The 12,757-nt window shown below is 70.4% G+C and carries 9 protein-coding genes; 7 read left to right on the top strand and 2 right to left on the bottom strand.

Annotation, left to right across the window (positions count from 1 at the left end; all coding sequences use genetic code 11):
* Positions 1–45 precede the first annotated feature (45 nt).
* Positions 46–2,058: an NHL repeat-containing protein gene (locus tag KME78_RS40315; RefSeq protein WP_219534764.1), complete on the top strand. Its 2,013-nt coding sequence runs from the start codon at positions 46–48 to the stop codon at positions 2,056–2,058.
* Here KME78_RS40315 and KME78_RS40320 read toward each other — a convergent pair.
* Both KME78_RS40320 and KME78_RS40325 read right to left on the bottom strand, forming a co-directional pair.
* Positions 2,040–3,995: a hypothetical protein gene (locus KME78_RS40320; RefSeq protein WP_219534765.1), complete on the bottom strand. Its 1,956-nt coding sequence runs from the start codon at positions 3,993–3,995 to the stop codon at positions 2,040–2,042. The genes KME78_RS40315 and KME78_RS40320 overlap by 19 nt on opposite strands.
* A 71-nt stretch (positions 3,996–4,066) precedes the next feature.
* Positions 4,067–6,355 carry a hypothetical protein gene (locus tag KME78_RS40325; RefSeq protein ID WP_219534766.1) on the bottom strand — a complete coding sequence of 763 codons (2,289 nt, stop codon included), beginning with the start codon at positions 6,353–6,355 and terminating at the stop codon, positions 4,067–4,069.
* 172 nt (positions 6,356–6,527) lie between these two features.
* Between KME78_RS40325 and KME78_RS40330 the strand changes: the two genes are divergently transcribed.
* From KME78_RS40330 to KME78_RS40355, 6 genes are read left to right on the top strand one after another with little or no spacing between them, the layout of a single operon-like run.
* A complete protein-coding gene (locus KME78_RS40330) occupies positions 6,528–7,892 on the top strand; it encodes an extracellular solute-binding protein (RefSeq protein WP_219534767.1) in 1,365 nt (454 codons plus the stop codon).
* A complete protein-coding gene (locus tag KME78_RS40335; protein WP_219534768.1) occupies positions 7,889–8,755 on the top strand; it encodes a carbohydrate ABC transporter permease in 867 nt (288 codons plus the stop codon). Before KME78_RS40330 ends, KME78_RS40335 begins: the two co-directional genes overlap by 4 nt.
* Before the next feature lie 5 nt (positions 8,756–8,760).
* Positions 8,761–9,600: a carbohydrate ABC transporter permease gene (locus tag KME78_RS40340; RefSeq protein WP_308127311.1), complete on the top strand. Its 840-nt coding sequence runs from the start codon at positions 8,761–8,763 to the stop codon at positions 9,598–9,600.
* Entirely contained in the window at positions 9,597–10,445 is an 849-nt protein-coding gene (locus KME78_RS40345; RefSeq protein WP_219534769.1) for an NAD-dependent epimerase/dehydratase family protein, read from the top strand. Before KME78_RS40340 ends, KME78_RS40345 begins: the two co-directional genes overlap by 4 nt.
* Positions 10,442–11,698, top strand: coding sequence for an enolase C-terminal domain-like protein (locus KME78_RS40350; RefSeq protein ID WP_219534770.1), 1,257 nt, complete (start codon positions 10,442–10,444; stop codon positions 11,696–11,698). Before KME78_RS40345 ends, KME78_RS40350 begins: the two co-directional genes overlap by 4 nt.
* Positions 11,699–11,723: 25 nt before the next feature.
* The gene (locus KME78_RS40355; RefSeq protein ID WP_219534771.1) at positions 11,724–12,740 is read left to right on the top strand and encodes a LacI family DNA-binding transcriptional regulator; all 1,017 of its coding nucleotides are present in this window, start codon (positions 11,724–11,726) and stop codon (positions 12,738–12,740) included.
* The last annotated feature ends 17 nt before the right edge of the window (positions 12,741–12,757 follow it).

A 12,757-nucleotide genomic window follows, 5' to 3' on the forward strand; every position in this document is an offset into this window, starting at 1 on the left:
ATCGCTTCTATTGACGACAATGCGCCTATTTCTTAGATTTCGGCCATGACCTTAATAAGGCGAATCGTGGTGGCGGGGATCGCCGTCACCACGCTCCTGGGTGTGGCGGCCCCCGTCGACGCGGGTGTGGGCAAGGTGACCGACCTCGGTGTCCCGCTGCAGGACGTGCTCCTCCTCGGCGGCGTCGTGGCTCCGGGCCCCGATGGCCGTACGGTGCTCTGGGGTGCCTCCTCGGGCACGCCCGCCCACCTCAACGCCGTCGACCCGGCCACCGGTGACGAACGCGGCCGGTTCGACCTGCCGGGCGCCGCCGGGGCCTGGGCGGTGGACGCGACGCCGGACGGCAGCCTCTACGCCGGTACGTACGGCGACGGCCGCCTCTACCGCTGGACCCGCGAGAGCGGCGTCGCCGACCTGGGCCGCCCCCTGCCATCGGAGAACTTCATCTGGTCGGTGGCGGCCGGCGAGGGCGCGACCGTCTACGGCGGCACGTCACCGGGCGGCCGGCTGTTCGGCTACGACCCGGCCGGCGGCGTCCGAGACTACGGCCGGCTGTCCTCGGCGCACGCCTACGTCCGCAGCGTCTCCTACGCCAACGGCAAGATCTACGCGGGTACGGAGGCCCCGGCGGCCGTCTTCGAGGTGGACTCCGCCACGGGTGTGGCCGAACGGCTGCCCGACCCGCCGGGGCTCGACCCCGCCGGCAAGTGGGCCTACGACGTCAACGCCGCGGGAGGCTTCCTCTACGTCAGGTTCGGGGGCGCTTTCCCGGGGCCGTTGCACGTCTGGGACATCGCCGCTCGTACCTGGACGGACTCCATCGAGTCGGCCCACGGCCTCGACGTGTCGCCGCCGGACGATCAGGGCCGCGTCTACTTCGTCAAGGCCGGCGAGCTGGTGGGCTACGACCCGCGCACCCGTACGGTGACCGGGACCGGCATGCCGTTCACGGGGCGGGTGGCGAACACCCGGGGCATCGGCTGGGCGGAGCTGGGCCTGCCCGACTACCCCGGTAAGAGCCTGGTCGGGCTGCTGTGGCGGGGGCTGATGTTCCGCTACAACCCGCAGACCGGCGCGCGCTCGTTCGTCCAGAGCGGCATCAAGGGCGAGCCGATCGACATCACGGCCATCGCCGACGGCCCGGACGGCCGTGTCTACACCGGCGGTTTCCTCAACGGCGGGTTCGCCGCGCTCGACCCGAGGACGGGGGAGCGGACCGAGTTCCACACCTTCTCCCAGAGCGAGGCCATGACGGCGCACGCCGGCAAACTGTATGTCGGCGCCTACCCCGAGGCCAGGGTCTACGCCTACGACCCCGCGCTGCCGTGGAACAGCACCGAGTACTCACCCAGTCCGGAGCCGGGACCGGAGCCCAACCCGGCCAGGCTGTTCGACCTCGCGGCCGACAAGCAGATCAGGCCGCGCGCCCTGGTGTCGGCGGGCCGCTACCTGGTCGCCGGCACGATGCCCGACCTCGGCAGCCTCGGCGGAGTGCTGGCGGTGTGGGATCCGGAGAAGGGCGCGCTGAAGTACTCCCAGCGGAATGTGATCCAGGACCAGAGCATCGTGTCGCTGGCCTACCGCGACGGCGTGGTCTACGGCGGCACCTCGATCTACAGCGGCCAGTCGGCCACCCCGCCCACACAGCCCGAGGCCAAGCTGTTCGCCTGGTCGGTCCGGGAAGACCGGCTGTTGTGGGAGATCGTTCCCGCGCCGGGCAAGCCGGCCATCCCGGCGCTCACCTTCGACCGCCTCGGGCGGCTGTGGGGCATCGCGGGCGGCGCGGTGTTCAGGGTGAACGTCGCGGCCCGCAAGGTGGTCTCCACGATCACCCTCTCGCCGAGTACGAGCGCGAGCGGCGCCCTGGCCCTCAACCGGGTGGACGGTCTGCTCTACGGCGCGCACGCGGGGACGGAGGTGTTCGCGCTGAACCCGGTCACCGGGCACCGGACGGTGTTGCGGCAGGGACCTGTGCACCAGCTCGCGGTGCACAGGTCCGGAGACGTCTACTTCGCCGAGGGCCCGAGACTGTTCAGGTATCAGCCGCAGAGGCGGTAGGTGTAGAAGTTCTCGAAGCGTGACAGGTACATGTGCTCGTCCGGGCCTTTGAGCAGGATCGAGATCGGGCGGGCGATGAGCGTGAGCGTCATCGTCGCCCGGTCGATCCGGTAGGCCTTGCCCTGCACCTTGCCGTACAGCATGCCGTCGCGGCCCAGTTCGATGTTGGTGTCGAGCCAGACCTGGGTGGCGGTGGACCACGGGTAGGTCTGGTGCTTCACGGTGCGCAGGACCGTCCCCGTGGCCGGATCGAGCTCGAAGAGCGCGTCCGGCGAGAGCCCCCAGAGCTTGCCTTCACCGTCGAAGGTGATCGAGCCGAGCGCCAGATCGCCGGGCACCGGGGTGCTGGTCCACTTGAGGGTGTCGGTGGCGATGTCGTAGGCGAAGGCGTGGGCGGCGTCGCCCTGGGGCGTGCTGGTGCCGCCGAACGCCGACGTCGTGCCGTACAGGACGCCGTCGCGGTAGGCCAGGGCGATGATGCTCTGGCCGGGGATGAGGTTCCGCCTGATCACCGACTTGCCGGTGGCGGGGTCGAGCAGTCCCAGCGCGCCGCCGACCGTACCGGCCTTGGGCACGGTGCCGAAGGCGAGCCGGTCGCCGGCCGAGACCATCGCGAACGGCCGGTCCTGCTCCTGGTCGGCGAGGCCGAGCAGCAGCCGGGGTGCGGTGCCGTCGAACTCGTAGATGCGGGCGCCGGGATAGACGCCGAGGTAGAGCTTGCCCTTGTGGGTGACGATGCCCTCGCTCTGGCCGACGTTCGGCCAGAACTGCGATGCGCCGGTCGCGGGGTCGTAGGCGGCCAGGCCGCCGGTGAAGAAGCCGCCCGCGTAGACGCGGCCGTCGGGGCCGATTCCCATCGACCTGATGGAGACGGGCTGGCCGGTCAGCGTGGAGTCGAACAACCTGCCCTGGCCGCTCTTGCGGTCGTAGTGCCACATGCGGCCGGTGGAGGAGGTGCCGACGAGCGTGCGGCCGAGCCAGCCCAGCGGCCGGGCGGCGCCGCCGCCGAAGTCGGTGAAGCCGAGCCGGGTGGTCTTCCGGCGCTCGATGTCGTAGACGGCGAGCTCGTCACCCTGGAACAGGTAGACCTGGTGCCCGTGCGCTCCGCCGCCGACAGTGAGGCTGTCGACGTCGTCCACCAAGTCGCGCCACCTGTTCCTGACCAGGTCGTAGACGCCCATGGGGTTGGTGCCGGTGGAGGTGGTGAAGCGGACCAGCAGGTGACCGGCCACGACGTCGAGGTCGTAGGCGTAGCCGCTGCCCGCGATCGGCGGGTCGATCACCTTGATCAGGGTGCCGTCGGGCTTGAGCACCGCCACCTTCATGCCCGTGGCGCCCATGCCTGCGTAGATCGTGCCGTCCTTGGCGATGGCGAGGTCGCGTACGTACTGTTCGCCGGGCACCGGGCTGCCCAGGTCCGTGATCTTCCCGGTGGCCGTGTCGTAGCGGAAGAGCCGGCCGTTGGGCGAGGTGCCGCCATAGACGGCCGAGCCGTCAGGACTGGCGGCCACGGTCCACACGAACGTCTCGCCCGGCACGGCGATGCCCAGCTCGCTGACCACGTCGGTGGCGGGGTCGTAGCGGAAGAGCCGGCCCATGGCCCCGGCCGTGGCGTTGTAGCTGCCCACGTAGACGGAGTGATCGGGGGCCACGGTGACGGCCCAGGAGCCGAGCGCGTACGGCAACGGCCGCTCGGCGACCAGGGTGGCGTCCGCCGCGTTCCTGATGCCGAGCATGGCGGGGCCGGACGCGCTGGAGGTGACCGAGTAGACGCGGTCGCCGTCACGCGCGGTGCCCGCGGTGGTAGCGCCGATGAGCGGCAGGGTGCCCAGGTTCTGGAAGCCGCAGCCTGTCGGCGGTGCGGCTGCAGCTGTTTCGGCCTTGACCGGAGATGTAAGGGAAAGTGCGATGGCTAACGCAACGGCGAGGATGCGCATGGGGGCCTCCGATGAGAACATAACGGCCTTGACCGTAATTCTTCGGCAGACCCCCTGACAAGATGGTGGCCTCACGGCAGTTGGTCAGGCGTCTCCGTCAAGCCGTAGTAGATGCGCGGAGCGCCGTCCAGGTGGACCTCGACCTTGCCGTCGCGGGCGGTGAGCCGCCGTTCCCTGCCGATGCAGTCGAGCTCCCTGACCGAGCGCCCGGCTGCGGCCACCTTGAGCTCCGTCTTGGTCGGCCAGCCGTCCACCCACGGTTCCGGCGCGGCGAACCACGTGGAGCCCGGCGCGTGGTCGGTGTTGAGCAGGTAGCCGTCCTTCCTGCTCCACAGGATGGAGACGGGTCCTTCCGGCGTGTCGAACAGCAGCCCCTTCAGGTCGGGGTCGGCCGGCTTCAGCCAGCGGACGAACGTCGCCTGGTCCAGCACCTGTGCGGCGGTGGCGTAGGCGAGCATGGACGGCTTGGCGCTGGTGTCGCGGTTCATGAGGCCGTAGTGGTATTCGGGGTTGGCCGGGTCGGCCATCTGCGGTTTGCCGAGGACGCTGTCGTGCAGCTGGTACCAGTTCACGCAGCGCACCCCCTCGGCCATGGCCAGCGCCAGGGTGAGCAGGACGTTCTCCGCGGCCTGCCGGTAGGTGTCGTGCCACCAGCTGTTCGGTTTCGTGCAGGCGTAGGCCTCGGTCAGCCACAACTCCTTCTGTCCGTACTCCGTGATCGTCTCGCGGGCCTTGCGCAGGCCGCCGAGGAAGTTCCAGTAGGAGCCGTTATCGCCTTGCGTCCACTCCTCAGGAGGCGGCGCGTAGTCCGGCGTGAAGTTGCCCCTGCCCGGATGGAAGGCGAACCCGTCGATGAGGTCCCAGCCGCCGGCGTCGTGGAAGTTCTTGGTCCAGACGTGGTCCATACCGGCCAGACCCGCGTTGAGCACCTTGGTGGGCGCCCCCGCGGCGGTGAGCCGGTCGCGTACCGGGCGCAAGCCGTCCCGTACGTAGGCGGCGGCGGTCTCGCCGCTCATCCACGGCTTGTTCACCTCGTTGGCGACCTCGAAGTAGCCGGCGCCTGAGCTGATCGCCTTCTGCGTGTTCGTGTCGGCCCAGGCGGCGACCTGGGCGGCGGTTCCGCCCAGGGGGATCCCGGCGAGCTCGATGTTGTGACGGATCCCGGCCGCGTCGAGGGTGGCGGGCGGCAGGCCCGGCCCGCCGTCGTAGGAGATGCGGACCCGCTGGATGCCCAGGCGTTTCATCAGCCCCATGACGGCGGCGGCGTCGGGCTTGAGCAGCCAGGGGTAGTTGGCGATGCCGAACATGCTGTCGGCCCCCGCCTGATAGGTATGCGGCGGCAGGACGGCGAGGTTGGTGCGGGCGAACGCGCTGTCCGTGTCCGCGGTGGCCTGCACCTCGGTGAACACGATCCCGCGGGGTGGTGAGGTGACGGTGAAGGTCTGTGTCCAGGCGGCTCCCGCCGCGACCGTTCCGGTCACGCTGCCCTTGGCCAGCGTCTTGCCGTCGAAGTCGCGCGCCCACCACGACAGCTTCACGCTGCGGGCCGCGCTTCCTCCGTTGGCCACCTCCGCGTGCAGGGCCATGGCCTGGCCGCCGGCGTCCCAGAGCGAGAAGGGCTGGTCGGTCCAGACCTCCACGCCGAGGGGCAGCCCCGCGCCCATGGTGCCACCCGCGGCCGGTCGCATCGAGCCGAGCACCAGGTCGGCCTCCGTCACGGCCGCGCTCGCGGTCCCGGTGCCCGGCGCGTGGATCCAGGTGGCGTTGGTCCAGGCGGGGGTGGTGGTGGCCAGCCGGAAGTAGGCGCGGGTGTCGGCCCAGGTCTCCTGGTAGACGACCCCGGCATTGCTCTCGTACGGCACTCCGCCCCCGGCATCGCGGTTCCATGTCGTCAACGCGGCGAAGGACTCGGGCGCCGAGGGCGAGATGACGGCGCGGCCGAGCATGAAACCGGCCGGGATCAGCGTGGTCGAGCCGCCGACCTCCCAACGGAGCTTCGCGCGGTGCGGCGCGACGCGGAAGACGCCGCGGACGGTGATTCCCCCGGCCGCGGTGGGGAGTGTGTAGTCGACCTGGATGGCCTGCGTGCCGTCCTGGAGCGTGACGAGCGACGGCGTTCCGCCGGTGGTGCGCTGGATGCCGGTGACGGAGTCCTTGGTCATGAACCCGGTGAGCCTGATCCGTTCGACACCGCCGCCGTCGCGGACGGTGATGCCGCCGTCGGTCCCGGCGGTCAGCGTGATGCCGTCAGCGGAGATCGAAGGGGTCTCGGCCTTGGCCGGGGTCGTGGGAAGCAACGCTCCCGCGAGCCCGGCGGCGACGGCTCCGCCGAGGAAGCGGCGTCGGGGGATGTCAGACATGAAGATCTCTTCCCTGTCGACCTAATGCGGATTAGGGAGATGTGTACTCCGGCCGGAACGAGAGTGTCAAGGGTGATTTGTGCGCATCACGTAATCTGGCGGTAACGCCTTGACACCATCTCCTAATGCGGATTAGATGCCACCTAATCCGCATTAGGCCAGAGGAGTCGCCATGGATGTATCAGCCTCCAGAAGGTGGATGGCGGGGGCGCTCGTGCTCGCCGCCGCGACGGCGGGCTGCTCGTCCGGCTCGTCGGGTGAGGACTCGGGCAAGACCGCCATCACCGTGGCGGGCATGCCTCCCACCACCGCCGCCAAGACCCGCAAGCAGTTCCTCGACGCGGTCGCCGCGTTCGAGAAGGCCAACCCCACCATCAAGATCAAGCCGACCGACACGCAGTGGGACGCCAGGACGTTCGCGACCAGGCTGGCCGGCGGCAACGCGGAGACGGTGCTGACCGTGCCGCTCACCGAGCCGCCGGGGCTCATCGCCCGGCGCCAGGTCGCCGACCTCAGCGCCGAGATCAAGAGCCTGCCGCACGCGGGAGACTTCGACCCGCGCGCGCTGGCCCCGGCGACCGGCGCGGACGGCAAGGTCTACGGCCTGCCCGTCACCGAGTACGCGCTGGGCCTGGTCTACAACCGCGCCCTGTTCACCAAGGCGGGGCTCGACCCGGACAAGCCACCGGCCACCTGGGACGAGGTCCGGGCGGCGGCCAAGAAGATCGCCGGGACGGGTGCGACCGGCTACACGCAGATGACGGTCAAGAACACCGGCGGCTGGATCCTGACCGCGATGACCTACTCCTTCGGCGGCCGGATGGAGAAGCAGGAGGGCGACAAGTACGTGTCCTCCCTCCTGGACGGCCCGGCGGAGGAGGCGCTGCGGCACCTGTCCGCGATGCGGTGGCAGGACGACTCCATGGGCGCCAACCAACTGCGCACCCAGCAGGACGCGGAGCGCGACTTCGCGGCCGGCAAGATCGGCATGCTGATCGGCACCGTGAACAGCTACAGCCGCTACACCACCCTCTACTCCGGCAAGCCGGACGACTTCGGCATCGCGGCGCTGCCGCAGCAGGGCGCGGGCAAGGCGACGCTGCTGGGCGGTCTGGTGGCGGCCGTCAACGCCAAAGCCACGGCCGCGCAGCGAGCCGCCGCGGTGAAGTGGATCGACTTCTATTACCTCAAGCCCAACTACGACCCGTCGGCCGCCGAGCAGTTGGCCGTGGCCAACGCGGCGGACAAGCTGGCCGTCGGCCTGCCCACGCTGCCGTTCTACGGCACCTCGGTGGCGGGCCCGGTGAACAGCGCGATCGCCAAGCACGCCAACATCCCGGTGTCGAACTTCGCGCCCTACGTGAAGGACACCGACAAGCTGGAGTACGTCGTCGAGCCCCCTGTCGCCGCCCAGGACCTGTACGGTGCGCTCGACACCGCCGTGCAGGCCGTTCTGACCCGTAAGGACGCCGACCCGCGCGACGAGCTGACCAAGGCGGCGGCGCGAGTCGCGCCGCTGCTCGAGAAAGCACAGTGACCCGGCCCAAAGGCGTCGCGGCCGCGCTGTTCCTCATCCCGACGGTGCTGGTCTTCGGCCTGTTCTCGTGGTGGCCGATCATCCGTAGCGTGGTGCTCGGCTTCCAGCGGACCAACCTGGTCGAGGCGGCGACGTTCGCGGGCCTGGACAACTTCCACACCCTGCTCGCCGACCCCCTGCTGGGCATGGCGGTGCGCAACACGCTGCTGTTCACCGGCCTGGCCCTGCTGATCGGCTTCCCGTTGCCGATCTTCCTGGCGGTGCTGATGTCGGAGATGCGGCGCGGCTCCGGGTTGATGCGGGTGCTGGTGTACCTGCCGGTGGTGGTGCCGCCGGTGGTGGCCGTGCTGATGTGGAAGTGGTTCTACGACCCGGACTCCGGTCTGTTCAACCAGTTGCTCGGGTTGGCCGGGCTGGGGCCGTACCCCTGGTTGCAGTCCACGGGCATGGCGATGCCGAGCCTGGTCCTGGAGGCGACCTGGGCGGGCGCCGGCGGCGCCGTGCTCATCTACCTGGCCGCGCTGTCCGGCGTGCCCACCGAGCTGTACGAGGCGGCCGAGCTGGACGGGGCGTCGGTGTGGCGCAGGTTGTGGCACGTGACGCTGCCGCAACTGCGGCCCATCCTGCTGATCATGCTGCTGCTCCAGGTGATCAGCACCTTCCAGGTGTTCACCGAGCCGTTCGTGCTGACCGACGGCGGGCCGGAGGACTCGACGGTCACGGTGCTGTTGTTGATCTACAGGTACGCCTTCGTCAACGGCGACTACGGCACGGCAGCGGCGCTGAGCGTGAGCCTGGCCGTGGTGCTGGCGGTGCTGTCGGCCGTATACCTGCGGCTCACCAGAACGTGGGGGACGAAGTGAGGGGAGTGATCTCCGACACCGAAAGGCGCGGGATGCGCCTCGGCCTGGGCACCACCCAGGTGCTGCTCATCGTGGCCCTGGTCCTGGAGGGTGCCGGGCCGATCTACTGGATCTTCAAGGGCGCGATCTCCTCCACCCAGGAGTCGCTGCGCCGGCCGCTGGCCCTCTGGCCGGCGGACGTGCGATGGTCGAATCTGGCGGAGGCATGGACCACCCTGGAGGTCGGCCACTACCTGACGAACACCGTCGTACTCGTCGGCGGCTCCTGGTTCACGCAGCTGTTCGTCGCGACGACAGGCGCCTACGCGCTGTCGGTCCTGCGGCCCTCCTACGGCAAGTACGTCTACGGCGCGGTCCTGGCGACGCTGTTCCTGCCTGGCACGGTCTCGATGGTCTCGCTGTACCTGACGGTCCTGGACCTGTCCATCGCCAATACCCCGCTGTCGGTGTGGCTGCCCGCCGGTGCGCACGCCTTCAACGTCCTGCTGGTCAAGCAGTTCTTCGACGGTATCCCCAAGGAGCTGTACGAGGCCGCGCGCCTCGACGGCGCCGGGCCGTGGCGGATCTTCACCCGGCTGGTGCTGCCCATGTCGCGTCCGATCCTGGCCGTGGTATCACTGCTGGCTGTCATGAACGCGTGGAAGGACTTCCTCTGGCCCATGATCGCCCTCACCGACACCGAGAGCCAGCCGCTGGCGGTGGCCCTGCCCCGGCTCGCGGACACCTCGGACCAGGCCCTGCTCATCGCCGGGATGCTGATCGCGATCATCCCGCCCGTCGTGGTGTTCCTGCTGTTCCAGCGGCAGATCATCCGGGGCATCGGCTTCACGGGGCTGAAGGGATGAGGGTCCTGGTCACCGGTGCGGCCGGCCGCCTCGGTTCCGCCGTACTGACCGAACTCGCCTCGCGGGACATCGCCGTGACCGCGCTCGTCGCGGAGGATCCTGGCCCGCTTGCGGCGGAGCGGGTCGTCGTGGGCGACGCCCGTGACCCGGCCGCCGTCCGCGCGGCCCTCGAAGGGGTCGACGCCGTCGTCCACACGGCGGCGCTGGCCTCGCCCGAGGTGGCGGCGCCCGAGGTGGTGTTCTCGGCCAACACGCTGGCGACGTTCGTCGTGCTGAACGAGGCGGGAGAACAGGGAGTACGCCGGGCCGTGATCGCCAGCAGCTTGTCGATCACCGGTCTGCCCTTCGCCAGGTCGCGCCCTCGCCCGCCGTATCTACCCCTGGACGAGCAGGTGTCGTTGCAGATCGAGGACCCGTACGCGCTGTCCAAGCAGGTGGACGAGGCCACGGCGGCGATGATGCACCGGCGGCACGGCATGACCGTCGCAGCGCTGCGCTTTCCCTTCCTCGGCGACCAGGCCAGGCTCGCCGCGCGCGCGGAGCGGCTGACCAGGGAGCCCGCGGCCGGGGCCGCGGAGGTGTGGAGCTACCTCGACCTGCGCGACGCCGCGCGCGCCTGCCTGCTCGGGCTGACGGCCCCGCTGTACGGCGCGCCGGTCATCTTCGTCGCCGCGCCCGAGACGCTCGTGACGACTCCCACCGAGGAGTTGCTCGCGACACACCACCCCGGCGTGCCGCGTCGTACGGCATTCCCCGGCAGGACGGTGGCCATCGATCTCGAACCGGCCAGGCGGCTGCTCGGGTTCACCGCCTTGCATCCGTTTCCAGAGGAGCGACAATCATGATCATGCCGGAGACGCAGGCGCCGTGGCAGGCCAGGGACGGGCTGCGCATCACCGGTGTGCGCACGATCGTCACCGCCCCGGGCGGGGTGCCGCTCGTCGTCGTGCGGATCGACACCTCGGAGCCCGGCCTGTACGGCCTGGGCTGCGCCACCTTCACCCAACGCTTCCACGCCGTGGTCGCCGCGATCGAGCAGCACGTCGCGCCCATGGTCATCGGCCGGCATCCGGCTGATATCGAGGACATCAGCCGGATGCTGCACTACTCCTCGTACTGGCGCGGCGGGCCGGTGCACAACAACGCGCTGTCCGGCATCGACCAGGCGTTGTGGGACATCGCGGGCAAACGTTTCGGCGTGCCGGTGTACGAGCTGCTGGGCGGGCGGGTCAGGGCGGCAGCCGCCGTCTACACCGGGGCCCGCGGTGGCGAGATCGAGGAGTCGATCGAGCGGGCCGCCGCGCTGGCCGAGCAGGGCTACCGCTACGTGCGGCTGCAGGCGGGCGGGCCGGGGCTCGGCACGTACGGCGGCGTCGGCACGCCCGGCGGCTATCCGGGCAGCCCCCATCCTGACGGCTGGGACGTCGGTCACTACCTGCGGACCACGCCGCGGTTGTTCGAGCGGGCCCGCGAGGTCCTCGGTGAAGAACTCGGCCTGCTGCACGACGCCCACAACCGGCTCACGCCGAAGGAGGCCGTCGTGCTCGCGCGGTCGCTGGAGCCGTACCGGCTGTTCTTCCTGGAGGACCCGCTCGCGCCCGAGCACTTCGACCGGCTGCCCGAGGTGCGGGCGGCGGCGCCGATGCCGATCGCCTCCGGCGAGCTGGTCTCCTCGGTGACCGACGCGGCGCGTCTCATCACCTCCGGTGGCGTCGACTACCTGCGCCTGCACGTCTCGGCCGTCGGCGGGCTGACGCCCGTGCGCAAGCTCGCCGCGTTGTGCGAGCTGACCGGGGTGCGGACGGCCTGGCACGGGCCGCCGGACGTGTCGCCGGTGGGTGCGGCGGCCAATGTCACGCTCGATGTCACCAGCCCCGCGTTCGGGATCCAGGAAGCGCACGTCTACCCGGAGACCGTGCACGAGGTGTTCCCGGGAACGTTGCGGACGGTCAACGGCTACCTCACCCCCTCCGACCGGCCCGGTTGGGGTATCGACCTCGATGAGGGCGCCGCCAGGCGGTATCAGCCGGAGACGCACCTGCACGAGCGGTGGGCCGCCCAGGTGCGCAGGCCGGACGGCGGGATCGAGGCTCCGTGAGCTACTACTTTTTGGGGGATATGCCATGAGTCGCCCTCGTCAGGCGGACATCGCTCGACTGGCCGGCGTCTCGCAGCCGACCGTGTCGCTGATCCTCGGCGGCGGCGCCGCCGCCGTGGGGATCGCCGAGGAGACCCAGCGCAAGGTCATGGAGGCCGCCGAGCAGCTCGGGTACATGCCCGACCCGATCGCCACCCGCCTGGCGGCCGGTCAGAACAACCTGCTCGGCCTGTACACCTTCACCTCGACCTTCCCCACCGAGATGTCCCACGCCTACTACCCGTTCCTGGTGGGCATCGAGGAGGAGTCGGCGGCGCAGGGCTACGACCTGCTGATGTTCATCGCCTCCAGCATCACGGGCGAGCGCCCGCACGCCCAGGTGCTCAACCGGGTACGACTGGCCGACGGCTGCCTGTTCCTGGGCAGGCACCTGCCCGTGCCGGAAATGGATCGCCTGCTGGCCACCGATCTGCCCGTCGTCTACATAGGGCGGCACGACGAGTTCGGCGACCGCCTGCCCTATGTCGGCGCCGACTACGTCTCCGCCAGCGCCGCCGTGGTGCGGCACCTGGCGGGGCTCGGCCACGAGCGCATCCTGTACGTGCGCGAAGCCGACGAGGCGATCACCTCCGTCGACAGGGAGGCGGGCTTCAGGCGCGGCATGGACGAATGCGGGCTGGCGGCCGAGGTGGTGCGCACCGACGGCACCGACCTGACCCCCGAGCGGTTGCGCGCCTGGCGCGAGCAGGGCGTCACCGCGATGGTCACTGAGGCCACCGACACCGACGCCGCACACCGCGCCCTCCTGGTGGCCGCCGAGCGCGCGGGTCTCCGATTCCCCGACGACCTCTCCTTGGCCACGCTCGGCGACCCCCGCGACCGCGCGGCAGGTCTCACCGGCTTCGCCGTACCCCGTCGCGAGATGGGGGCCGCGGCCGTCCGGCTGCTCACGAAACTCATCGCGGGAGACCGTACGGTCCTCAGGCACCAGCTCATGGCCTGCGAGCTGGAGCCGGGCGAGACCGCGGCACCTCCCCGCTAGCCCCCTTGGAAAGGCAC

Source organism: Nonomuraea guangzhouensis (assembly GCF_019396345.1).
Lineage (GTDB): Bacteria > Actinomycetota > Actinomycetes > Streptosporangiales > Streptosporangiaceae > Nonomuraea > Nonomuraea guangzhouensis.

Coding starts and splice junctions, on each gene's coding strand:
- KME78_RS40315 (WP_219534764.1), top strand. CDS start 46: ATGACCTTAATAAGGCGAATCGTGGTGGCGGGGATCGCCGTCACCACG.
- KME78_RS40320 (WP_219534765.1), bottom strand. CDS start 3,995: ATGCGCATCCTCGCCGTTGCGTTAGCCATCGCACTTTCCCTTACATCT.
- KME78_RS40325 (WP_219534766.1), bottom strand. CDS start 6,355: ATGTCTGACATCCCCCGACGCCGCTTCCTCGGCGGAGCCGTCGCCGCC.
- KME78_RS40330 (WP_219534767.1), top strand. CDS start 6,528: ATGGATGTATCAGCCTCCAGAAGGTGGATGGCGGGGGCGCTCGTGCTC.
- KME78_RS40345 (WP_219534769.1), top strand. CDS start 9,597: ATGAGGGTCCTGGTCACCGGTGCGGCCGGCCGCCTCGGTTCCGCCGTA.
- KME78_RS40350 (WP_219534770.1), top strand. CDS start 10,442: ATGATCATGCCGGAGACGCAGGCGCCGTGGCAGGCCAGGGACGGGCTG.
- KME78_RS40355 (WP_219534771.1), top strand. CDS start 11,724: ATGAGTCGCCCTCGTCAGGCGGACATCGCTCGACTGGCCGGCGTCTCG.